The organism is Pacificitalea manganoxidans (assembly GCF_002504165.1).
Classification (GTDB): domain Bacteria; phylum Pseudomonadota; class Alphaproteobacteria; order Rhodobacterales; family Rhodobacteraceae; genus Pacificitalea; species Pacificitalea manganoxidans.
The window spans coordinates 3,108,850-3,130,133 of sequence record NZ_CP021404.1 but is presented as its reverse complement, the minus strand read 5'-3'; the positions used below and the strand labels follow the sequence as shown (position 1 = coordinate 3,130,133).

Annotated in this window: 19 protein-coding genes; 11 read left to right on the top strand and 8 right to left on the bottom strand. The window is 65.1% G+C overall.

Annotation, left to right across the window (positions count from 1 at the left end):
• Position 1 precedes the first annotated feature (1 nt).
• Positions 2-1,525: a hypothetical protein gene (locus tag CBW24_RS14340; RefSeq protein WP_097373964.1), complete on the bottom strand. Its 1,524-nt coding sequence runs from the start codon at positions 1,523-1,525 to the stop codon at positions 2-4.
• Entirely contained in the window at positions 1,525-1,884 is a 360-nt protein-coding gene (locus tag CBW24_RS14335) for a hypothetical protein (protein ID WP_097373963.1), read from the bottom strand. The genes CBW24_RS14340 and CBW24_RS14335 overlap by 1 nt, the downstream gene beginning before the upstream one ends.
• 237 nt (positions 1,885-2,121) lie before the next feature.
• Between CBW24_RS14335 and CBW24_RS14330 the strand changes: the two genes are divergently transcribed.
• Complete coding sequence (locus CBW24_RS14330; protein ID WP_097373962.1) at positions 2,122-3,138, top strand: LLM class flavin-dependent oxidoreductase; 1,017 nt, start codon at positions 2,122-2,124, stop codon at positions 3,136-3,138.
• 24 nt (positions 3,139-3,162) lie between these two features.
• Here CBW24_RS14330 and murJ read toward each other — a convergent pair whose 3' ends face one another.
• Genes murJ through CBW24_RS14315 form a run of 3 tightly spaced genes read right to left on the bottom strand, consistent with a single transcriptional unit; the run spans position 3,163 to position 8,676 of the window.
• Positions 3,163-4,710, bottom strand: a complete 1,548-nt coding sequence (murJ, locus tag CBW24_RS14325) for a murein biosynthesis integral membrane protein MurJ (protein ID WP_097373961.1) — start codon at positions 4,708-4,710, stop codon at positions 3,163-3,165.
• Complete coding sequence (locus CBW24_RS14320; protein ID WP_097373960.1) at positions 4,710-7,535, bottom strand: [protein-PII] uridylyltransferase; 2,826 nt, start codon at positions 7,533-7,535, stop codon at positions 4,710-4,712. Before CBW24_RS14320 ends, murJ begins: the two co-directional genes overlap by 1 nt.
• On the bottom strand, positions 7,495-8,676 hold the full coding sequence (locus tag CBW24_RS14315) for a penicillin-binding protein activator (protein WP_088662703.1): 1,182 nt from the start codon (positions 8,674-8,676) through the stop codon (positions 7,495-7,497). The genes CBW24_RS14320 and CBW24_RS14315 overlap by 41 nt, the downstream gene beginning before the upstream one ends.
• Positions 8,677-8,772: 96 nt before the next feature.
• Here CBW24_RS14315 and rsmI point away from each other — a divergent pair, with 96 nt between their 5' ends.
• From rsmI to gshB, 3 genes are all read left to right on the top strand, one after another.
• Positions 8,773-9,642: a 16S rRNA (cytidine(1402)-2'-O)-methyltransferase gene (gene rsmI / locus CBW24_RS14310; RefSeq protein ID WP_088662893.1), complete on the top strand. Its 870-nt coding sequence runs from the start codon at positions 8,773-8,775 to the stop codon at positions 9,640-9,642.
• Between the two features lie 29 nt (positions 9,643-9,671).
• A complete protein-coding gene (locus CBW24_RS14305; RefSeq protein ID WP_097374257.1) occupies positions 9,672-10,025 on the top strand; it encodes a YraN family protein in 354 nt (117 codons plus the stop codon).
• An 83-nt stretch (positions 10,026-10,108) separates the two neighbouring features.
• The gene (gshB, locus tag CBW24_RS14300; protein ID WP_097373959.1) at positions 10,109-11,047 is read left to right on the top strand and encodes a glutathione synthase; all 939 of its coding nucleotides are present in this window, start codon (positions 10,109-10,111) and stop codon (positions 11,045-11,047) included.
• A 17-nt stretch (positions 11,048-11,064) separates the two neighbouring features.
• On the opposite strand, the gene CBW24_RS14295 is transcribed toward gshB, so the two are convergent.
• A complete protein-coding gene (locus CBW24_RS14295; protein WP_097373958.1) occupies positions 11,065-12,651 on the bottom strand; it encodes a YifB family Mg chelatase-like AAA ATPase in 1,587 nt (528 codons plus the stop codon).
• Between the two features lie 47 nt (positions 12,652-12,698).
• On the bottom strand, positions 12,699-13,391 hold the full coding sequence (locus tag CBW24_RS14290) for a glutathione S-transferase (RefSeq protein ID WP_097373957.1): 693 nt from the start codon (positions 13,389-13,391) through the stop codon (positions 12,699-12,701).
• Positions 13,392-13,876: 485 nt separating this feature from the next.
• Between CBW24_RS14290 and CBW24_RS14285 the strand changes: the two genes are divergently transcribed.
• The 7 genes from CBW24_RS14285 (at position 13,877) to CBW24_RS18840 (ending at position 20,641) form a co-directional block, all read left to right on the top strand.
• On the top strand, positions 13,877-14,755 hold the full coding sequence (locus CBW24_RS14285) for an RNA polymerase factor sigma-32 (RefSeq protein WP_088662699.1): 879 nt from the start codon (positions 13,877-13,879) through the stop codon (positions 14,753-14,755).
• 137 nt (positions 14,756-14,892) lie between these two features.
• Entirely contained in the window at positions 14,893-16,092 is a 1,200-nt protein-coding gene (gene coaBC / locus CBW24_RS14280; protein ID WP_097373956.1) for a bifunctional phosphopantothenoylcysteine decarboxylase/phosphopantothenate--cysteine ligase CoaBC, read from the top strand.
• A 52-nt stretch (positions 16,093-16,144) separates the two neighbouring features.
• On the top strand, positions 16,145-16,618 hold the full coding sequence (gene dut / locus CBW24_RS14275) for a dUTP diphosphatase (protein ID WP_097373955.1): 474 nt from the start codon (positions 16,145-16,147) through the stop codon (positions 16,616-16,618).
• Between the two features lie 6 nt (positions 16,619-16,624).
• Entirely contained in the window at positions 16,625-17,695 is a 1,071-nt protein-coding gene (locus tag CBW24_RS14270) for a HesA/MoeB/ThiF family protein (protein ID WP_097373954.1), read from the top strand.
• 58 nt (positions 17,696-17,753) lie between these two features.
• On the top strand, positions 17,754-19,772 hold the full coding sequence (locus CBW24_RS14265) for a M3 family metallopeptidase (protein WP_097373953.1): 2,019 nt from the start codon (positions 17,754-17,756) through the stop codon (positions 19,770-19,772).
• A gap of 104 nt (positions 19,773-19,876) precedes the next feature.
• Positions 19,877-20,149, top strand: a complete 273-nt coding sequence (locus CBW24_RS14260; protein WP_088662694.1) for a GlsB/YeaQ/YmgE family stress response membrane protein — start codon at positions 19,877-19,879, stop codon at positions 20,147-20,149.
• Positions 20,150-20,236: 87 nt separating this feature from the next.
• A complete protein-coding gene (locus CBW24_RS18840; protein WP_097373952.1) occupies positions 20,237-20,641 on the top strand; it encodes a TFIIB-type zinc ribbon-containing protein in 405 nt (134 codons plus the stop codon).
• Between the two features lie 7 nt (positions 20,642-20,648).
• Here CBW24_RS18840 and CBW24_RS14250 read toward each other — a convergent pair whose 3' ends face one another.
• Positions 20,649-21,269 (bottom strand): YdeI/OmpD-associated family protein, encoded by a 621-nt coding sequence (locus tag CBW24_RS14250; protein WP_097373951.1) that lies wholly within the window; start codon positions 21,267-21,269, stop codon positions 20,649-20,651.
• Positions 21,270-21,284: the final 15 nt, after the last annotated feature.

Here is a 21,284-nt window from a genome sequence, read left to right as displayed (position 1 = left end):
GCTACATCCACTTCTTGTTGGCTTGATACGCGATGGCCTGATCGGCGGCTTCGCAGGCGCGCGTGACGGGATTGGCATTCCACGGCGTCGCCGTGCCAGCGCCCTTGCCATAGAGGATCGGTCGCATGCTGCTGTGATAGGGCGTGGCCTCCCGGTAGAAGATATCGGGCACCTTGGCCGGGTTCAGCTTGGCCTTGGCAAACTCGCGGAAGATCGTATGCCCCAGCGTGGCGGCATCGTTGTCCGGTATTGTGCGCCGGAACGCGATGACGTTTTGACAGCCGCGATTGACGATGGACCGCGCGAGCGAGGATTCCCACCCCGCCAGACAGCAGGACAGATAGGTCAGAACCTTTGGCACGGATGGGAAATCCCGCGCCCGTCCGAAATGTTCACTGCCGGTCTGATGGATGCGGATCTGGCCGCCCGCCCCAAAGGAAAACCGCGTCGGCGCGGGCACTGTGGCCAGAGCAGGGCGATGGTTGCCAATCGACACGACCGAGCGCCACGGCCCCAGCGGCAGCCGCCCCTTTGCGCCGAAATAGGAGAAGCTCGGCGGATCGACCGCGCCGTCCTGGGCGTGGCTCGACGGCATGTGATTGAGCCGGTGGGACACATGCCCGTGCGAGCCTTCGTGAAAGGCGTAGGTGTTGCGAATGAGCGAGCCAAGATTGGCGTAACTGGTATTGCCCGTGGTGTTGTTCAGTCCGCATTGCGAATGCGCCACAGCGTCAAGCCGTCGCTTCACGTTACGGGCTTCGGGCAGCACACCTGCCAGCCCCGATGTGCTGTCCGCATATGTGACCGACCAATAGGCAACGCGACAGGTCTGCGCGGTTTGGCCCATATAATCCTTCGGGGTCGTGGCGCTAAGTCCGCGATAATCGACACGGACGTGGAAGTAGAAAAACGGTTTGTCCCAGTAGCGCCACGGATCGTGGCTGGCGTCCCATGTAAAGGTCGGGCGCTTGCCTTCGGCGGTTTTCACTTGCCCGCCCTGCACGCTCAGCCCGCCAACCTGCCCCCGCCGCACCATGCCGCCGCCCACGCAGCGCAGCACATAAATGGTTGCGGCGGTGCCGTCGGGAACGTCGGTAACATCGACCAGCATCTCGACCTTGGCGCTGTCGGGAACGGTGTCGAACGGCGCACGGCCCGGCGGATAGGCGGAGTTTTGGTCTGGCAGCACCTCGGGCTTTGACCAGCGCGCGGTGATCGTCGGGTTCGGCCCGTCGCGGGGCGGACGTGGGGCAGGGCGCAAAGGGCAGGGTTGCACCGGCTCGTCGGGGGGGATGTCAGGCGGAGCATCGGGGTCTTCGACACCGCCGCCCGCCTGTGCATAAGCCTGACGCCATTCCTCGCGCAGCTCCTCCTGCGCGGGATCGGTCGCATCGAGAGGTTTGCGGCGCCCGTCGGCGGTATAAAGCGCGTTGGGCCGGGGGTCATGTTCGTGTGCCGCGTAGATCTGCGCGTCGGCCTCGGCACAGGCGGCGGGGTCGAGCGGGCGTCGGATCGCAGTGCCCATCAGCGCGACACCCCGGCGTGAAACGCTTCGTAATCGGCGATCGCGGTCATTTTCTGCCGCCCGGTCAGGTCATCGCGGCGCAGGATGTGACGCGCCCATGTAAACGCCTCGGTCACGGCAAAATCAGGACCATGCAGCAGCAGGCATTCAGAGAGGCGCAGCACATCGAATTCCGAGGTCACCCGCCACGGTTTGCCGCGCGTAATCGCGGCGTCCAGTAGCGTCCGCAGATCGGCATCCGTGGTTTGCGCAGTCTCACGCGGGTAACGCCCGCGCAGATGCGCCACGCCGCGTGCGTGAAATTGCGCCACGCGGTCCGAGGCCAGCGCGGCACGCTGGCTTTCGCTCAATTTCAGCATGATATCCCACCCCGGCGGGCCAGAAGACGGCGCATTGCAAATCGCTCCGGTCTTGGTCACCGCCTGTCGGGAAAAAGACCCGGTTCGGAAAATGCCGCCACGGCGATGACGTCTGATCAATCAATGAGGGAAACGATAGCTAGCAGGGTGACGCAACGCAAGCTGCCTGCCGCGCGCCGGGGCCGCACTGGCAAATGCGGGGATGCGGCCCCAGATTGAGCGTGAAAGGACATTGCCATGACGCTTCCCTATTCCGTTCTCGATCTGTCGCCGGTGCCCGAGGGCAGCACGGTCGCGCAGGCGCTTGCCAATACCGTGGATCTTGCCCGCCATGCCGAGGATTGGGGCTACAATCGGTTTTGGCTGGCCGAGCATCACAACATGACCGGCATCGCCAGCGCCGCGACCGCCGTGCTGATCGGGCAGGTCGCCGCGCATACGTCCAAGATCCGCGTGGGGGCAGGCGGGATCATGCTGCCCAACCATGCGCCCCTGATGGTGGCCGAGGCCTTCGGCACGCTGGCGGAGATGTATCCCGACCGGATTGATTTGGGCCTTGGTCGTGCGCCGGGCACCGATATGCCGACCTTCCGCGCGCTGCGGCGCGGGTTGTCGAATAGCGGTGATACCTTCCCGCAGGATGTGGAGGAATTGCTGGGCTATTTCGCCCCTGTCACTGGACGCCCGCCCAATGTGCGCGCGGTTCCGGGCGAAGGCACACAGGTGCCGGTGTGGATCCTGGGGTCGTCGCTCTTTGGGGCGCAACTAGCGGCGATGCTGGGCCTGCCCTATGCCTTCGCGTCGCATTTCGCGCCCGCCGCGCTGGAGGAGGCAGCCTATGTCTACCGCCGCAATTTTCAGCCCTCTGAACATCTCGACAAGCCGCATTTCATGATGGCCATGAATATCTTTGCCGCGGATGACGAGGACGAAGCGGTGGTGCTGCGGAGTTCCATGTTGCAGGCCTTTGCCAATCTGCGGTTGGGGCGACCCGGTCCGCTGCCGAAGCCGCTGGCCCCCGGCGCGACGCTCAATGTGCCCGCGCAGGTGCTGGAAGGCGCGGCGCATGCCCTGTCGGTGACGGCGGTGGGAACGCCCGCGACCCTTCGAGACCGTATTCAGGCACTGGTCGCGCCCTTGGCGCCCGATGAGGTCATCGTGACCGGGCAGATCCACGATCACGCCGCGCGGCTCCGCTCGTTCGAGATTGCCGCGCAGGCGTTGCAAGGTATCGATCTGGCCCGCGCGGCATAGTCTTGGTGGGGGAGGGCGTCGGCCCTACCCCCGTTTGCGTCGCATGGCACCGCGCAGCTCTGACAGGCGGAACCCGCCCAGCAGTTGCGCGCTGCCGAAATAGGTCACGATGCCCAGCCCGACGAGCCCAAGCAGCGCAAGGTAGCGCAAGCCATCGGTGCGCAGCGCGTCCGCGAATACGGCGGCGTAGAGCCACAGAACGACCCCCATGACCGCGCTCGCCACCGCTATCCGCCAGATCCGGCGGGTGAGGCGCGCGTCAGGCTCGGCAGCCTCGCCCAGCGTCCGGCTGCCCCACCACAGCAGCGCGACCATGCCCCATGCGGCCAGCGTCGTGCCCCATGCGGCGGCGATGAAACCGATGGAGGGCGCAAGCCCGATCGCCACGCCTGCATTCACCACCATCGATGCCAGCGCGTAGTAGAACGGGCGGCGCGTGTCGGCGCGGGCGAAATAGAGCGGTTGCAGAACCTTTTGCAGGACGAAGGCCGGCAGGCCCAATCCGTAGACCGCGCAGGCCTGTGCCGTTTGCGCGGCGGCGGCGGCATCGAACCGGCCCCGTTGATACAGCACCGACACCAGCGGATCGGCGGCCACGATCAGCGCCACGGCGGCGGGCAGGGTCAAGAGCAGCGCGAATTCAGCAGCCCGGTTCAGTGCATCGCGCCCCCCGGCGGTGTCATTGGCAGCGAGCCGCCGCGACAAATCCGGCAGCAGCACCACCCCGATGGCGATGGCGACGACGCCCAAGGGCAGCTGATAAAGTCGGTCGGCAAGGTTCAGATACTGGATCGCTCCGTCGAAGAAACTCGCGACTTGTCGTCCGACCAGCAGGTTCACCTGCACCACGCCGCCCGCCAGCGCAGCGGGCGCAGCGATGCGAGCAAGGCGCTTGAGCTCCGGGGTCCAGACCGGACGGCGCGGGATCAGCGGAAACCCGGCCCGCGCGGCGGCCCACCAAACGAGCGCCAGTTGCGCCACGCCCGCGACCGGCACGGCCCATGCCAGTGCCATGCCGAAATCCCAGCCCATATAGGGCGCGCCCAACATCGCCGTCACAAGGATGATGTTCAGCAACACCGGCGCGGCGGCGGCGGCCACAAAGCGCCCGGTGGCGTTCAACACCCCCGACAGCAGCGCGGCGAGCGAGATGAACAGGATGTAGGGGAACACGATCCGGCCAAAGCCCACGGCCATGTCGAACCGACCGTCTTCGGCAAAGCCGGACGCCATCGCCAGCACCAGCCACGGCATGGCCAGCTGCGCAAGCAGGGTGAACACGATCAGGACGGAGCCAAGCCCGGCAAAAGCATCGCGGGCGAAGGCATGGGCATCCTCGCCCCGTTCCAGCCGTTTCGAGAACATCGGCACGAAGGCCATGTTGAACGCGCCCTCGGCGAAAAACCGGCGGAACATGTTGGGCAGCGCGAACGCCACCAGAAACGCCTCGGCGACCGGGCCGTCGCCCAGCCGGGCGGCAATCACGATGTCACGGGCAAAGCCCAGCAGACGGCTGAGCAGCGTCCACAGGCCGACAGTCAGGAACCCTGACAGCAAACGGATGGGTTTCATCAGGCGCGAGCCCTCTCGGCGCCCGCAGAGATGGCGTGGCGCAGCTTCTTTTCCAATGTGGCCTGTTTCGCAGCCGAATAGATTTTCAGCCCGAACATGTCCTTCACATAGAAGGTATCGACCACCTGCGCGCCATAAGTCGCGATCACGGCGGAGGCAATGTAGATGTTGTTTTCGGCCAAGGTGCGCGTCAGATCATACAGCAGCCCGGCGCGGTCGCGGGTATCGACCTCGATCATCGTGTAGATCTCGGACCCGTCATTGTCGAAGCTGATCGAAGTCGGGAACTGGAAGCCGCGCTCGCGTTTCTTCAGCTTGTCACGAGACACCAACGCTTCGCGGGCGAGGATCTCGCCGCCCAGCGTCTTTTCGATCATGGCACGCAGGCGCGGCAGCTTTGCCGCTTCGTATTCGTTGCCTTCGGCGTCCTGCATCCAGAACACGGCGGTCACATAGCCATCCTTGGTGGTGTAGGTGCGCGCGTCCACGACATTGGCGCCGACCAGCGCCAGCGCGCCTGCGAGGCGGGAGAAGATGCCCGGATGATCCGATAGCACAAAGGCCACGCGGGTCGCGTCGCGGTCCGGGTCAGGGGTCAGTTCCAGCCGGATCTCATCTGCCGTCACCCCGCGTAGCAGCCGCGCCAGCACCAGTTGCGTTTCGTGCTGCAACCCCTGCCAGTAGACATCGTAATGGCGCTGGGTTTCGGCGCGCAGATCGCGCTGGGGCCAGTCGGCGAGGGCGGCACGCAGGGCGCGCTTAGCCTCTTCGCTGCGATGGGCGCGGTTGAGGTCTTCCATCCCCGTTTCCAGCGCCTCGGCGGTCTGGCGATAGAGGTTGCGGATCAGCTGCGCTTTCCAGTTGTTCCACACATTGGGACCGACACCGCGAATGTCGCAGACGGTCAGCAGCAGCAGCAGGTCGAGCCGCTTACGGGTTTTTACCGCCTTGGCGAAATCACGGATCGTGGCCGGGTCGGACAGGTCGCGTTTCTGCGCCATGTCCGACATCAGCAGGTGATGGCGCACCAGCCATTCGACCGTTTCCGCCTCATCCGGTTTCAGCCCCAGACGCGGGGCCACGGTTCGCGAAATGCGCGCGCCAAGGATCGAATGATCCTCGTCCCGGCCCTTGCCGATGTCATGGAGCAGCAGCGCGGTATAGAGAACCTTTCGGTTGATCTGTCCCTCGGCGACGATCCGGGTCGCGATGGGAAGCTCGTCCTCCAGCGTGCGGTGTTCGATCTCCGACAGGGTCGCAATGACCTGTATCGTATGCTCATCGACCGTGTAGCTATGATAGACGTTGAATTGCATCATCGCCACGATCGGCTCGAATTCCGGCAGGAAGGCCGACAGCACGCCCAGCTCGTTCATCCGGCGCAGGCCCCGTTCGGGATTGCCCCGCTTCAACAGGATATCGAGGAAGATCCGCGCGGCTTCGCGATCCTCCCGCATGTCCTTGTCGATCAGATGCAGATTGGCCGAAATCAGCCGCATGGCATCGGGATGGATCAGCATCCCTGTGCGCAGACCTTCGTCAAAGATGCGCAGCAGGTTCAGCTTGTCGGACAGGAACGCGTCCTGATCCTTGACCGTCAGGCGATTGTGCAGCACCGCGTAGCCGTCGCGCACCTTGCGGCGGCGGCGGAACAGACCCATCAGCGTCGGTTCGCGCTTCAGGTGCACCGCTTCGAGCGAGGTAAGGAAGATGCGTGTCAGCTCCCCCACCTGCGTCGCCTGTCGGAAATAGTCCTGCATGAAATGCTCGACGGCGCGGCGGCCTGAATGGTCGCGGTAGCCCAGACGGTCGGCCACCTCGACCTGCATGTCGAAGGTCAGCTGATCCACAGCGCGCCCGGCGATCAGATGCAGATGCGCGCGCACCGCCCAGAGGAACGTCTCGGCATGCTCGAAGGACCAGTATTCCTCGGGCCGGAACACGCCGAGGCCCACCAATTCATGCGCCTTCTGCACCCGGTAGATGTATTTCGCGATCCAGAACAGCGATTGCAGGTCGCGCAGCCCGCCTTTGCCCTCCTTCACGTTGGGCTCAAGCATGTAGCGCTGGCCGCCTTGCTTGCGGTGCCGCTCGGCGCGTTCGTCCAGTTTCGCTTCGATGAAATCGGGGCCGGTTTCCCGGAACAGGTCGGTCCAGAGCCGGTCGAGCAACTCCGCCGACAGCTTCCGGTCGCCGGTGACGTGGCGCAGCTCCAGCATCGCGGTGCGGATGGTGTAATCCTCGCGCCCGAGCCGGATGCAATCCTTGATGGTGCGGCTGGAATGGCCAACCTTTAGATGCAGATCCCACATCATGTAGAGCATCGATTCGATGACGCTCTCGGCCCATGGCGTGATCTTGTAGGGCGTCAGGAACAGCAGATCGACGTCGGAATAGGGCGCCATCTCCCCGCGCCCATAACCGCCGACAGCCAGCATTGCGATCCGTTCAGACCGGGTGGGTGTGGACAGCGGATGCAGGTGATGGGTCGCGATGCGGAACACTTCGGACACGATGCCGTCGGTCAGCCACGCGTAGGAATGGACAAGCCCGCGTGACGCGCGCGCGCTTTCGGCAAAGGCCGCTTCGATCGCGGCCCGTCCGGTTTCCTGCGCGCGCGCCAGCACCCGCACCGCGCCTGCCCGCAAATCCTTGGGACTTTCGGCCTCGGCGGCGAGCAGGTCGATCTCGGCACTGACCGCGGCAGGATCGAAGATGCGCTGCGCCGGACAGATCAGATCGTCCGGCGCAGCGTCATGAATGGGGCTTTCGCGGAGCGCGGGTTCAGAACCCGGCGCCACCGAAGCTTCTTGGGGCAGAGTCAATCACGACCACCTGATTGTTGCGGATTTCAGCAATGGCGAGGCCCCGTTCATTGGTGCCGTCGTTGCGCAGGCGGAAGATGCCGTTGACGCCGACGAAACCGGACCCTTGGGTCAGGGCGCCACGGGTCAGCGCGGAGCTTCCACGGCTTTTGACCAGTGCACCGATGGCGGCGATCCCGTCATAGGCGAGACCGGCGATGGGATGCGGGCTTGCGCCGAACTGCGCGGAATAGCGGCTCTGGTAGGACGCATTGCGGCTTTGATCGGGAAGCGTGAACCACGATCCCTGATAGCCGGGCTGCGACAGGGCCGTCGCCGGAATGTCGAGCCGCCCGAGACCCAGATACTGGATCGCGCTCGGCGGCAGACCGTTTTGCGGCAGCAGCGAGGCGAGGAACGGCATCGCCCCATCATTGGTGGACGTGAAGAAGATCGCATCCGCCCCGGAATTGCGCGCGTTGGCAGCGATCTGCGGCGCGGCTGAGGTCAGCGCCTGCTGGCTCAGCGCGAATGAGCTGGACCCGGCCACGCGCGCCCCGTTGGCGGAGATGGCCTGAACGATGGCGTCACGCCCGACCACTTCGGAGGGGCTGTCGGCATTGACGACGTAGATGTTCCGCTTGCCCTGACGGCGGCTGTAGGACACCAGCCGGTCGGCAGTGTTGCGGAAGGTCTGGCCCAGAACGAACACGTTGCCACCCGCGATGGCCGTGTTGTTGGAGAAGCTCAGCACGTTGATGCCGCGGCTTGCGACAGCCAGCCCCGCAGCATTGGCAGCTTCGGAATAGACCGGGCCAAGGATGATCTTGGCGCCGTTATTCGCGGCCTGCGTGGCAGCGGCGGAGGCCCCGGCCGCGGTGCCCGCGGTGGAATAGACCTGCAGATCGATCTGCACGCCGCCCAGATCCGCCATCGCCATCCGTGCTGCGTTTTCAAGCGACCGTGCCAGAACGGCGTCACCCTGATTGGCAGAGCCCGACGGCACCAGCAGTGCCACCGGCACGGGTGCGGTGGCGTCGATGCTGGGCCCGCTGTTCGAGGCGATGCTGATCGGCTCACATGCGGCGAGCCAGGCGGCGGACGCCAGGATCGCGGCACGGCCGAAGAAGGCGCGGCGCGACACCCGTTTGATGGAACGCATTGGAGGTCTCCTCATTCCCGGACATTATGTTTGTCGGTCTCGCCGGAAGGTTATGCGCTTGGCTAAGCCAAGTAAATGTCGGAAGAAGGCCGTATCATGAGCTTTCGCGAAACCCCGCTTGCGGCGGGCATCCATTTCGTCGCCACCCCTATCGGCAACGCACGCGACATCACGCTGCGGGCGCTCGATGTGCTGGCATCGGCGGATGTGATCGCCGCCGAAGACACCCGCACCGCCCGTCACCTGATGGATATCCACGGCATCCCGGTAAAGGGGCGTCCGATGATCCCCTATCACGATCATAACGGTGCGCAGGCCCGGCCCCGGCTGCTGGCATTGGCCGAAGAGGGCAAGTCAGTGGCCTATGCCAGCGAGGCGGGCATGCCGCTTGTCGCCGATCCGGGGTTTCAGCTGGGCCGCGAAGCGATTGCCCGGGGTATCCCGGTGACGGGGGTGCCGGGGGCGTCCGCGCCGCTGGCGGCGCTGACCATCTCGGGCCTGCCGAGCGACCGGTTTTTGTTCGCGGGCTTTCCGCCGGCGGCCGGCGGCGCGCGGCGCAGCTGGATCAAAGGTCTGGCAGAGGTCGAGGCGACGCTGATCCTGTTTGAAAGTCCCAAGCGTGTTAACCGCCTGTTAGGCGAATTGTGCGAGGGATTGGGAGGCGAGCGGCAGGCGGCAATCTGCCGGGAGCTGACAAAGAAGTTCGAAGAAGCCTTGCGTGGCACGCTTTCAGAATTGGTCGCGCGGCTGGACGGCGTGGCGCTGAAGGGTGAAATCGTCGTCGTGATTGATCGGCCGGGCACGGTGGAGGTGGATCCGGGCGATCTGGACGCAGCGATTCGTCTGGCACGCCAAGATTTGCGCGTGAAGGACGCAGCGGCGCAGGTGGCTGACCGTTTTGGCCTCCCGCGGCGGGATGTCTATCAACGCGCGCTCGAACTGGACCGAAACGACGCGGGCGAGTGATCTTTCCCGCTTTGCGCAAGGGGATCGCGATGGGCGGACGCACGAATTACGAGGCCGGTTGCGCCGCAGAGGGCGCAGTGGCCCGCCGCTATGAACAGGCCGGTCATCGTATCGCCGACCGCCGCTGGCGCGGCCATGGCGCGGAGATCGATCTGATTGCCGAAGACGGCGATGGGTTCATCTTTGTCGAGGTCAAGAAAAGCGTCTCCTTCGCCCGCGCGGCCGAGCGCCTGACCCGGGCTCAGATGGAGCGGATCTATCGTGCGGCCTCCGGCTACATCTCGCGCTCCCCGCTTGGGCAGTTGGCCAATGTCCGGTTCGACGTGGCGTTGGTCGATGGCAGCGGACAGATCGAGATCGTCGAAAACGCCTTCGGTCACTGAGACGGACGCCACTTCGTCCCCATGCCGGATTGCAACCCTCTGTCTGCTGCGCCATGAACAAAGGCGACAGATGGAGACCGCCCATGAAAATCGCCTTCCAGATGGACCCGATCGGTCCAATCGATATTGCCGCTGACAGCACATTCCGCCTCGCGGAGGAGGCGCAGGCGCGTGGGCACGACCTATTCTACTACACGCCCGATAAGCTGACATGGCAGATGGGCCGGGTCGTCGCACATGGTCACAGCCTCGAAGTGCGCCGAAAGAAAGGCGATCACTTCACCCTGGGCGATGCGCGCGAACTGGATCTGTCGGAGATGGACGTGATCTGGCTGCGACAGGATCCGCCCTTTGACATGGGCTATATCACCACCACTCATCTGCTGGAGCAGTTGAGCGATCAGGTCATGGTGGTGAACGATCCGTTCTGGGTGCGAAATTCGCCCGAAAAGCTGCTGGTTCTGCGGTTTCCGGATCTGACGCCGCCCACGGTCATTGCCCGGGATCTTGCGACGTTGAAGGCGTTCAAGGATGCGCATGGCGACATCATCCTCAAGCCGCTTTACGGCAATGGGGGCGCCGGTGTTTTCCGGTTGGGGGAAAGCGATCGAAATCTTGCCTCGCTGCATGAACTGTTTGCGGGCATCAATCGCGAGCCGCTGATCGCGCAGAAATATTTGCCGGCGGTCTCGAAGGGCGACAAGCGTGTGATCCTTGTCAATGGCGAGCCGGTGGGCGCGATTAATCGGGTGCCGCTGGCCGGAGAAACCCGCTCGAACATGCATGTGGGGGGACGCCCGGAGAAGGTCGCGTTGACCGAGCGTGATTTGGAAATCTGTGCCGCCATCGGGCCGCTGCTGCGCGAGCGCGGGCAGATTTTCGTCGGGATCGACGTGATCGGCGATTGGCTGACCGAGATCAACGTTACCTCCCCCACGGGCATTCAGGAGTTGGAGCGCTTTGACGATATCAACGTCGCCGGACGCATCTGGGACGTGATCGAGGCAAAGCGCGCAGGCTGAGCGCGCAACACCCCGGCCTATGACGATCTGGTTTGAGGCCGGGCCCGCTGCGCGCCGGACGCCGGAGGCGGCGTCGGGCGGGGCGCGGTCAGGTCGGACAGCCGGTAGCTGATCGCCTCGGCCAGATGCGGGCGGCGCACGTCATCCGATCCTGCCAGATCGGCGATGGTGCGGGCCACCCGCAGCACCCGATGATAGGCGCGTGCGGACAGTCGCAGACGGTCCGCGGCCCGCCGCATCAGCTCCTGCCCCTCCCCGTCGAGGGGGGCAATCTGTTGCAGCACGTCTCCCTCCGCGTCGGAATTCGTCAGGCAACCGCTATCGGGGAAGTCGCTGGCGAAGCGTGCGGTCTGTCGCTCCCGGGCGGCCTGAACCCGCGCGGCGATATCGCTCGATCCCTCGCTGGGCGGGGGCATCTCCAGTTCCAGAATGCCCACCGCGGGCACATCCACCCGCAGATCGAACCGGTCGAGCAGGGGCCCCGAAATCCGGCCCAGATAATCGGCGCCGCATAGCGGCACCCGGGCACAGGCGCGCGCGGCGTCGGTCATGTGCCCGCACCGGCAGGGATTGGCGGCGGCGACCAACAAAAACCGGCAGGGATATTCGGTGTGATGGGCCGCGCGGCTGACCGTGATGTTGCTGCTTTCGATAGGCTGGCGCAGGGTTTCCAGAACCGTGCGCGGAAACTCCGGCAATTCGTCCAGAAACAGCACGCCGTTATGGGCTAGCGACACTTCCCCCGGGCGGGCGCCTTTGCCTCCGCCGACCAAAGCGGGCTTCGATGCGGTGTGATGTGGCGCGCGATAGGGGCGGGTGCGGCTGATCTGTCCGCCTGACAGTTGGCCTGCGACCGAGAGGATCATCGAGGTTTCCAGCGCCTCAGCGGCGGTCAAGGGCGGCAGGATCGATGGCAGACGCTGGGCGATCATGGATTTGCCTGATCCAGGTGGACCGACCATCATCAGGTGGTGTCGTCCGGCGGCGGCAATTTCGGCGGCGCGTTTGGCGCGATCCTGTCCCTTTACGTCCCGGTAGTCGCCGGCACCGGGTGGCTGCGGCGCAGCGGTGCCGGGGCTGGCAGGGGTCAGCGGGCGCTGGCCCAGCAAATGCCGGATCGCAGCGTCGAGCGTGGGAGCGCCATAAACCGGCGTCGCGGAAACCCACGCGGCTTCGGCGGCGCTGGGCTCCGAGCAGATAAGCCCGCGCCCCTGTTCGGCGGCGGTGACGGCGGCGGGCAGGGTTCCGGGCACTGCCGCCAGCCGACCATTCAGCGACAGCTCTCCCATCGCGATCAGGTCTTCGATGGCGTCGGCGGGCAGGTATTCCACGGCGGCCAACAATGCGAGAGCGATGGGCAGATCGAAATGCGCGCCGATTTTTGGCAGGTCCGCAGGGGCGAGGTTGACGGTGATGCGCTTGGAGGGCAGCGCGACCGACATCGCCGACAACGCCGCCCGAATGCGGTCGCGCGCCTCGCTCACGGCCTTGTCGGGCAGGCCGACGATGCCGAAATTGGGCATGCCTGCCGTGACAGCGCATTGCACCTCCACCGGCATCGCGCGGATGCCGTCGAAGCTGACGGTATGGGCACAGGACTGCATCACGCTCTCCGTCGGGGCAGGTCCGGGCCAGTTGAGCGGCGAAATCCTTAGATGTGGTTAACGGGCCACGGCGCTTCGGGCAGGGGATGGCGATAGGGGCGGGGCGTCACCGGCTCCTGCAGCGCGGCGTTGCGCCAGTCCTGAAAGAGCGGATGGGTGAGTTGAGCCGTGACATAGGTTTGTCCCGCGTGGGACATAGGCAGCCCATAGCCTGCCACCCGCGCCGCGACAGGGGCGTAGAACACATCAGCCAACGAATACGCGCCAAACAGCCACGGGCTGTCCGCTGCTCCGAACCTGTCACGCGCGGCGGTCCAGAGGGTGTCGATCCGGCCAAGATCCCGCAGCACCGCATCCGATGGCGCAAAGCTCTGCCACCGATGTTCGAGGTTCATCGGGCAGGCTTCGCGCAGTGCCATGAACCCGGAATGCATTTCTGCGACCAGCCAGCGCGCCATGGCACGGGCGCCGGGATCGGCTGGCCACAGCCCTGCTTCGGGATGCCGTTCGGCCAGGGTCTCGGCGATTGCCAGAGTGTCTTGGACGGCCTGACCATCAGGGAGGATCAGCACCGGGACGGTGCGTGCCGGGGCGTGGGGGGCGAGATCCTCCGCCAAGGTGCCAGCATATAGCCCGGCCAGCGTGACGCGGTGGGGCAGGTTAAACGCGGCGAGGCTGAGCCAGCCGCGCAGGGACCAACTGGAATAGAGGCGGTCGCCGATGATGAGATCATATGTCATGGGCGGAGAGTGACCATCTCGCCGTCCTCCGGCAAACGACATTTCGTGCGGCGTGGCATCACGCTCGGTGAAGCCCGATTTCCGGCGGACTGACTGGTCCTGCGAGTGCCGCGTGCTATGTCATGGTCCAGTCGTAATTGCCAAAGTTTTGGGCATTCGGCCAATCCACCGTCAGAAATTCTTCGCCTGCACAAAATTTTTTTCGTGCGTTCTGACCTCGTGCCTCAACGCCGGGCGTCGGGGGCTGAAAACCCGTGCCGATGCCTTGTTTTTCAGGGCGGACGCTAGGCCGATCCTTGGGCGGGACAAGGGCGCGGAAGGCGAAATTCGGTGTCTGTGCGGCCTCTCTCCCCCGCTGGAAGGATCAAAACGCGATGAACCCGATGCGGGGGTCGCGCGTAGTTCCCCCGAATACAGCAGACAGGACCGGACAGCCGCGGCAGGCCGCGAACGTGATCCGGGACGCAGGAACAGGGGAACACCACATGGCTCTCGACGGCGACTTCGACAAATCCCTGTCCCGGCGCGCGATGCAGGCCGAACTGCTCGACGCCGAAACGGAATTGCAGTTGGCCTTTGCTTGGCGCGACCATCGCGACGAAGCCGCGCTGCACCGGTTGGTCACCGCCTATATGCGCCTTGCCATCTCGATGGCGGCGAAGTTCAAGCGCTACGGCGCCCCGATGAACGACCTTATCCAAGAAGCTTCGCTGGGTCTGATGAAGGCCGCTGACAAATTCGACCCTGATCGCGGCGTGCGTTTTTCGACCTATGCGGTGTGGTGGATCAAGGCATCGATCCAAGATCACGTCATGCGCAACTGGTCGATGGTGCGCACCGGGTCGACCTCGTCGCAGAAGAGCCTCTTTTTCAACATGCGCCGCGTGCAGGCCCGGCTGGAACGCGAAGCCGCGTCCGAAGGGCGTAAGCTGGACGGCCATCAGCTGCGCCATCTGATTTCCACCGAAGTGGGCGTGCCGCTTGCCGATGTGGAGATGATGGAGGGCCGACTGTCCGGGTCTGACTTCTCGCTCAACGCGACGCAGTCGAGCGACGAAGAAGGCCGCGAATGGATCGAAACGCTGGAGGATGACGCCGAGCAGGCCGCCGCCCGCGTCGAGCGTAATCACGACCTTGAAACGCTCCGCAACTGGCTGGTGTCCGCAATGGGGCGCCTGAACGAGCGGGAGCGGTTCATCGTGACCGAGCGCAAGCTGCGCGATCAGCCTCGCACGCTGGAAAGCCTCGGCACCGAACTGGGCTTGTCGAAGGAGCGTGTACGGCAGCTGGAAGCTGCGGCCTTTACCAAGATGCGGCGCACGCTGGAAACCGAAGCGGTCGAAGTGCAGGAATTCTTCGCCTGACATCTTAGACACAAATGCTCTGCAAAGGGTCGGCTGATGGGCCGGCCCTTTTGCGTGGGGGCACCTGTCGGCAGCCACCCTTGCCGCGCGCTAGCCCTGCGCATAGGTTTCGCCCGAACCATCCGGGGGGCCGCATCATGTTGGCGGGCAAGCGTATCCTGTTGATCATCGGCGGCGGCATTGCCGCCTATAAGGCGCTGGACCTGATCCGCCGCCTGCGGGAACAGGGGGCGACGGTCAGTCCGGTGCTGACCCGCGCAGCCGAAGAATTCGTGACACCGCTTTCGGTTGCTGCGCTGGCCGGGCAGACCGTGCACAGGCATTTGTTCGATCTGACCGCCGAGGCCGAGATGGGGCATATCGAACTTAGCCGCTCTGCCGATCTGATTGTCGTGGCTCCTGCGACCGCGCATCTGATGGCGCGGATGGCAGGCGGGCAGGCCGATGATCTGGCCACCACGTTGCTGTTGGCCACGGATACGCCGGTGCTGATCGCCCCGGCCATGAATGTCCGCATGTGGAATCACCCCGCCACCCAGCGCAATCTGGCGCAGTTGCGGGCAGACGGTATCCGCGTCGCGGGGCCGGATGAAGGACAGATGGCCTGCGGTGAATTCGGTCCCGGCAGGCTGGCCGAGGTGCCGCAGATCATCGCGGCGATGACCGCCGCGCTTGGCGATGGGCCGCTTGCGGGGAAGCATGTGATCGTGACCTCTGGACCCACCCATGAGCCGATTGATCCGGTGCGCTACATCGCCAACCGGTCGTCGGGTGCGCAGGGCACGGCGGTGGCGCGCGCGCTTGCAGGTCTTGGTGCACGGGTCAGCTTCGTCACCGGGCCGGCGCAGGTGCCCCTGCCCGACGGGGTGGAGGTGACGCAGGTGGAGACCGCGCGCGAGATGCGCGATGCGGTTATGTCGGCGTTGCCTGCCGATGCGGTCATCTGCGCGGCAGCGGTGGCGGATTGGCATGTCATCAACGCGACCCAAACGAAGATCAAGAAGGACGGGCAGGGGCGTCTGCCCCATCTCGATTTTGCTGAAAACCCGGATATTCTGGCCGAAATCTCTGCCTCCGGGCCGGCGCGTCCGCCGCTGGTCGTGGGCTTCGCCGCCGAAACCGATGATGTGCTTGCCCATGCGACCGCCAAGCGTCTGCGCAAGGGCTGTGACTGGATCGTCGCCAATGATGTCTCCCCCGCGACGGGGATCATGGGCGGCACCGAAAACGCCGTAACCCTGATTACCGCCGACGGGGCGGAGACATGGCCCCGCCTGCCGAAAGCCGAGGTCGGCGAACGTCTGGCCGCGCGGATCGCACAGGCGCTGACGGGCTGATGCCGCCTGTCTGCGCTCCCTCTCCCCGTCCCCCCGCCACAGGAGTCCTCCGATGACCACGCGACCCGTTTTGAAGTTCACTTGGGATGCGGATGCTGACCGTGACGTGGCCTTGCCGGGTTATGAGACCGCAGGCGCCGCAGGGGCCGACATTCGAGCCAACCTTGCCCCCGCCGACCGGGCTGCGGGACTGACTCTACAGCCGATGCAACGGGGGCTGGTGCCCACCGGGCTGCGCGTAGAGATCCCCGGCGGGTTTGAAATGCAGTTGCGTCCACGCTCCGGACTGGCGTTGAAACACGGGCTGACCTTGCTGAACACGCCGGGCACCATCGACAGCGATTACCGAGGTCCGTTGGGAGTGATCGTCATCAATCTGGGCGAGACGGCCTATACCATTCGGCACGGCGACCGGATCGCGCAACTGATCGTGGCGCCAGTGGTGCAGGCCGGGGTGGAACTGGTCGAAACGCTGGGCGACACCGCGCGCGGCAGCGGTGGTTTCGGTTCGACTGGGCAGGCCTGACCGGCGATGGTTTTGGTGCTCCTCCTTGCTGCTGCGCTGTGGGGCGTGGGCCGTCTGACGGGTGTGCCGCGTCAGGCGCGCTGGCTGATGATCGGTCTGCTCTATATCGCGGTGCTGGGGGTGCATGTGGTCCTGCCCGACGGCAACGCGCTGCGTGCGGCCACCGGTGGTTCGGCCGCAATGTGGCTGTTGCTGGGCGGGGCGGCGGCGCTGGTTTTGATCTACCGCGCAGGTTTGCGCCAGCTGCGCGCGCGGGCGCGCTCCGGCCCCGGTGACACAGCGGACACCGAACATGCCGCCCGCAGCGGACGCTTTTCGGAGACCGAGCTTGACCGTTATTCGCGCCATATCGTCCTGCGGGAGATCGGCGGCCCCGGTCAGACCCGACTGCGCAATGCACGGGTGCTGGTCGTGGGCGCGGGCGGGCTGGGCTCCCCCGCTTTGCTTTACCTTGCTGCTGCCGGGGTCGGCAGCATTGGCGTGATCGATGACGATGCCGTGGACAATTCCAATCTGCAACGTCAGGTGATCCACCGGGACGCATCCATTGGTATGCCCAAGGTTTTCTCGGCGCAGCAGACCGTGGCGGAGCTAAATCCCTTCGTCACCCTGCGGCCCTATCACCGCCGGCTGGACGACGACATCGCGCTGGAGCTTGCGCGCGACTACGACGTGATCTTGGATGGCAGCGACAGCACCGAAACCCGCTACACCGTCAACGCGGCGGCTGTCGCGGCGGGGGTGCCGCTTGTCTCCGGCGCGTTGTCACAGTGGGAAGGGCAGATTTCGGTGTTCGATCCCGCCCGATCCGGCCCCTGTTACCGCTGTGTCTTCCCCAGGGCCCCGGCCCCCGGAATGGCGCCCAGCTGTGCCGAAGGCGGCGTGCTGGGCCCGTTGCCGGGTGTGATCGGCGCGATGATGGCGGTGGAGACGGTGAAGCTTATCACGGATGCCGGACAGCCGCTGCGGGGGGATATGCTGATCTACGACGCACTGTGGGGGGAGACCCGGAAAATCACCCTGCGTCGCGACCCGTCCTGCCCTGTCTGCGGCGATCCCGGCGCGGCGCCTGCGTAACAGCCACTGGAAACCGGCGACGGCAAGGCATAGCTCTGAACCGACAAAGGAGTGCCGCATGACCAACCCGTTGACCGCCCGCTGGACCACGCCGTTCGACCTGCCGCCATTCGCCGAAATCGAAGACGCCCATTTCGCCCCGGCGGTGGAGCAGACGCTGGCCGAGGGCCGCGACCGCATCGCGCAGATTGCCACCAACCCAGAGCCGCCGACCTTCGCCAACACCATCGACGCGCTGGAACTGGCCGACGACGATCTGGGGCGGGTGCTGTCGGTGTTCTTCTTCCAGACCTCCGTCGACAGCACGCCGACGCGCGAAGCATTGCAGCGGGATTTCTCGCCGCTGTTGTCGGCCTACGGCTCCGACATCATGCTGAATGCCGATCTGTTCGCCCGCATCGATGCCCTGTGGCAGCAGCGTGACGCACTGGACCTCACCGACGAACAGGCGCGCGTTCTGGAATTGCGGCATCGCAGCTTCGTGCGGTCGGGCGCGGCGCTGGAGGGGGCTGATCGCGAGCGGCTGCGGCTGATCGATGCCCGGCTGTCGGAGCTGTCGACCCGGTTCGGACAAAACCTGCTGGCGGACGAACGCGATTGGCTGCTGGACCTGACCGAAGACGACCTAATCGGTTTGCCCGATTTCGTGCGTGACGGTGCTCGCGCCGCCGGAGAGGAGCGTGGCAAGGCGGGGCCTGTGCTGACGCTCTCGCGTTCGATTCTTGTGCCGTTTTTGCAATTCAGCCCGCGTCGGGATCTGCGCCGAACCGCCTATGAGGCATGGACCGGGCGTGGTGCGTTCGGTGGGGACACCGACAACCGCGCGATTGCCGCCGAAATGCTGGCCCTGCGGGCAGAGCGCAGTGCGCTTCTGGGCTATGACAGCTATTCCGACTATCGGTTGGAAACCGAGATGGCCAAGACACCGCAGGCGGTGCGCGATCTGCTGATGCAGGTCTGGACCCCGGCCCGGGCCGCCGCGCTGGCGGATGCCGAGGTGTTGGAACGCATGCTGCACGCCGATGGCATTGACGGGCCGCTGGAGCCGTGGGACTGGCGCTACTACGCCGAAAAACGCCGTATGGCCGAGCACGATCTGGATGAAGCGCAGGTCAAACCCTACTTGCGGCTGGAAAACATGATTGGCGCAGCACAGGACTGCGCGCACCGGTTGTTCGGGCTTGAATTCGCCCCGCTGGACGTGCCTCTGCACCATTCAGACGCGATGGCGTGGGACGTGACCCGCGATGGCGAACATGTGGCGGTTCTGATTTGCGATTACTTCGCGCGCGGGGGCAAGCGGTCCGGCGCATGGTGTTCCGCACTGCGATCGCAGCGCAAACTGGGCGGCGATGTGCGCCCGCTGGTGGTCAATGTCTGTAATTTCGCCAAGCCGCCAGAGGGCCAGCCCGCGCTGCTAAGCTATGACGATGCGCGCACGTTGTTTCATGAGTTTGGCCATGCGCTGCATCAGATGCTGAGCGATGTGACCTATGAAATGATCTCTGGCACGTCAGTGCCGCGCGATTTCGTCGAACTGCCGTCTCAGCTTTACGAACACTGGCTGGAAGTGCCGGAGGTGCTGAAAACCCACGCGCTGCACGCCGAAACCGGCGCACCGATGCCGCAGGAGATGCTGGACCGGGTGCTGGGCGCGGCGACCTTCGACATGGGGTTCAACACCGTCGAATATATCGGCTCCGCGCTGGTGGATCTGGAATTCCACGCCGGGCCGCCGCCTGCCGATCCGATGCAGAAACAGGCCGAGGTGCTGGAAGCTCTGGGCATGCCGCGCGCGATCCGGATGCGCCACGCGACGCCGCATTTTTCGCATGTCTTCGCCGGGGGCTATGCCAGCGCCTATTACAGCTACATGTGGTCCGAGGTGATGGACGCGGACGCCTTCGATGCCTTTGGCGAGACGGGCGATCCATTCGACCCCGCGACCGCCCGGCGGCTGGAAGAGCATGTCTTGTCGGCAGGCCACAGCCGGGAGGCAGAGGCGCTTTACACCGCGTTTCGCGGACGGCTGCCGGGGGTGGAAGCCCTGTTAAAGGGGCGCGGGCTCGCTGCCTGATCCCCGTCGGTTCACGCAGGCGCGCGCGAATGTGCGGCATGCGTGAACCGGGCTGCCGTCTCGCGCGTTCTGCCTGCAACTAAGTGTTGAAAGGACGTTGTGAAATGGAAACCTTCTTCGAAGCGGTGGGCTGGGTGAGCCTGATCCTGCTGATCCTGATCGGGCTGGGCGCGGGCTACATCGCCTCGATGATCTCGGGCGGGCGCAACCGCGCGAAATACATGGTGATCGGGGTTCTGGGCGCGTTGATGGCGCCGCTCATCGCCGGGCTTCTGGGCGTCGGTCTGCTGGCCGCTGGGGGCGTGCTGATCGTGCTGGTGTTGGCGCTGGTCGGCGCTGTCGTTCTGGTCGGCTTGGCAAAGATCATCTTTGACTGACGGCGCGGACCTGAGCCTTTCGTGAGGTCGGGTTGCGCGAATTCGGGGCGCTTCCTACCTGAGCTGTAGTGACGACAGGAGACACCGATGAAATGCCCGATTGACCAGAGCGACCTGCTGATGACGGAACGCCACGGGGTCGAGATCGACTATTGCCCCAAATGCCGTGGTGTTTGGCTGGACCGGGGCGAGTTGGACAAGATCATCGATAAGGCGACGGATGAGGCCGCCAGCACCACGACGGAGCCGCCGCGTCCCGATGTGCCGCCGCAGTCGGAGCCGTTTCGGGATGAGCGCTACCGTTCCGAGCCTTGGGCCGATCCCAGCTACCGCGAGGAGCCGCGGGTTTATCAAGAACCCTACCGCCCCCGCTATCGCGACGATGACTATCGCGACCGGGATGCGCGCGGATCGGAGCGGGATGATCGGGCATACTATCAGTATAAAAAGCGCAAGAAGAAGAACATCCTGAGCGAGATATTCGACTTCTAGGATGGGCTTACCGTTCCGTCGCGCCACGGCTCAACAGGATACGCTCCCGAAACCCGAGAATGCGGCGCGCCCGCGTCTCGGGTTTTTTCGCGCCCGACAGGGTGATGACGTAGCTGCGCTGGCGTCCGGGGGTGAGCGCGTGGAAGGCGGCGGCCAGATCCGGGTCGTCGTCGAGCGCCTCCACCAGATCCTCGGGCAGGTCGACGCGGGGGGTCTGTCGGGACGGCTTGGTACCCGCCTCTGCGTGGTGCTTTAGCTGGTGCAGGAAGTCGCGGATCGCATCGGCCCGTTCTGCGGGGGCCTCCACTTCGGTGAAACGCAGAACGCCCGCAGTCTGGGTGTTTGGTCCGGCCCGTTCCAATAACCGGTCCGGGTCGTCCAGCAGACCGGCCTTGAAAAAGGTCAGGCAGAAATTTTCGCGAAACGCACCGAGAATGGCGATATTGCGCCCGGCATGGGTGTAGCAGGGCTGACCCCATTTCACCGTCTCCGTAAGGCCCGCCTCAAGGCAAATCTGCCGCAGAGCCGATAACCCCGCTGCCCAGTGATGCACTGAGCAGTCCGGCCCGTCGAAGCGGTCGCAGCGCCCGCAGCCGCGCGTGAAATAGTCCTCGATCCGCGTGATCATGGCCGAGCCCCTCCC

Excerpts from the sequence above, each read along its gene's own strand:
- CBW24_RS14340 (WP_097373964.1), bottom strand. The coding sequence starts at position 1,525 with ATGGGCACTGCGATCCGACGCCCGCTCGACCCCGCCGCCTGTGCCGAG.
- CBW24_RS14335 (WP_097373963.1), bottom strand. The coding sequence starts at position 1,884 with ATGCTGAAATTGAGCGAAAGCCAGCGTGCCGCGCTGGCCTCGGACCGC.
- CBW24_RS14330 (WP_097373962.1), top strand. The coding sequence starts at position 2,122 with ATGACGCTTCCCTATTCCGTTCTCGATCTGTCGCCGGTGCCCGAGGGC.
- murJ (WP_097373961.1), bottom strand. The coding sequence starts at position 4,710 with ATGAAACCCATCCGTTTGCTGTCAGGGTTCCTGACTGTCGGCCTGTGG.
- CBW24_RS14315 (WP_088662703.1), bottom strand. The coding sequence starts at position 8,676 with ATGCGTTCCATCAAACGGGTGTCGCGCCGCGCCTTCTTCGGCCGTGCC.
- rsmI (WP_088662893.1), top strand. The coding sequence starts at position 8,773 with ATGAGCTTTCGCGAAACCCCGCTTGCGGCGGGCATCCATTTCGTCGCC.
- CBW24_RS14305 (WP_097374257.1), top strand. The coding sequence starts at position 9,672 with ATGGGCGGACGCACGAATTACGAGGCCGGTTGCGCCGCAGAGGGCGCA.
- gshB (WP_097373959.1), top strand. The coding sequence starts at position 10,109 with ATGAAAATCGCCTTCCAGATGGACCCGATCGGTCCAATCGATATTGCC.
- CBW24_RS14295 (WP_097373958.1), bottom strand. The coding sequence starts at position 12,651 with ATGCAGTCCTGTGCCCATACCGTCAGCTTCGACGGCATCCGCGCGATG.
- CBW24_RS14290 (WP_097373957.1), bottom strand. The coding sequence starts at position 13,391 with ATGACATATGATCTCATCATCGGCGACCGCCTCTATTCCAGTTGGTCC.
- CBW24_RS14285 (WP_088662699.1), top strand. The coding sequence starts at position 13,877 with ATGGCTCTCGACGGCGACTTCGACAAATCCCTGTCCCGGCGCGCGATG.
- coaBC (WP_097373956.1), top strand. The coding sequence starts at position 14,893 with ATGTTGGCGGGCAAGCGTATCCTGTTGATCATCGGCGGCGGCATTGCC.
- dut (WP_097373955.1), top strand. The coding sequence starts at position 16,145 with ATGACCACGCGACCCGTTTTGAAGTTCACTTGGGATGCGGATGCTGAC.
- CBW24_RS14270 (WP_097373954.1), top strand. The coding sequence starts at position 16,625 with ATGGTTTTGGTGCTCCTCCTTGCTGCTGCGCTGTGGGGCGTGGGCCGT.
- CBW24_RS14265 (WP_097373953.1), top strand. The coding sequence starts at position 17,754 with ATGACCAACCCGTTGACCGCCCGCTGGACCACGCCGTTCGACCTGCCG.
- CBW24_RS14260 (WP_088662694.1), top strand. The coding sequence starts at position 19,877 with ATGGAAACCTTCTTCGAAGCGGTGGGCTGGGTGAGCCTGATCCTGCTG.
- CBW24_RS18840 (WP_097373952.1), top strand. The coding sequence starts at position 20,237 with ATGAAATGCCCGATTGACCAGAGCGACCTGCTGATGACGGAACGCCAC.
- CBW24_RS14250 (WP_097373951.1), bottom strand. The coding sequence starts at position 21,269 with ATGATCACGCGGATCGAGGACTATTTCACGCGCGGCTGCGGGCGCTGC.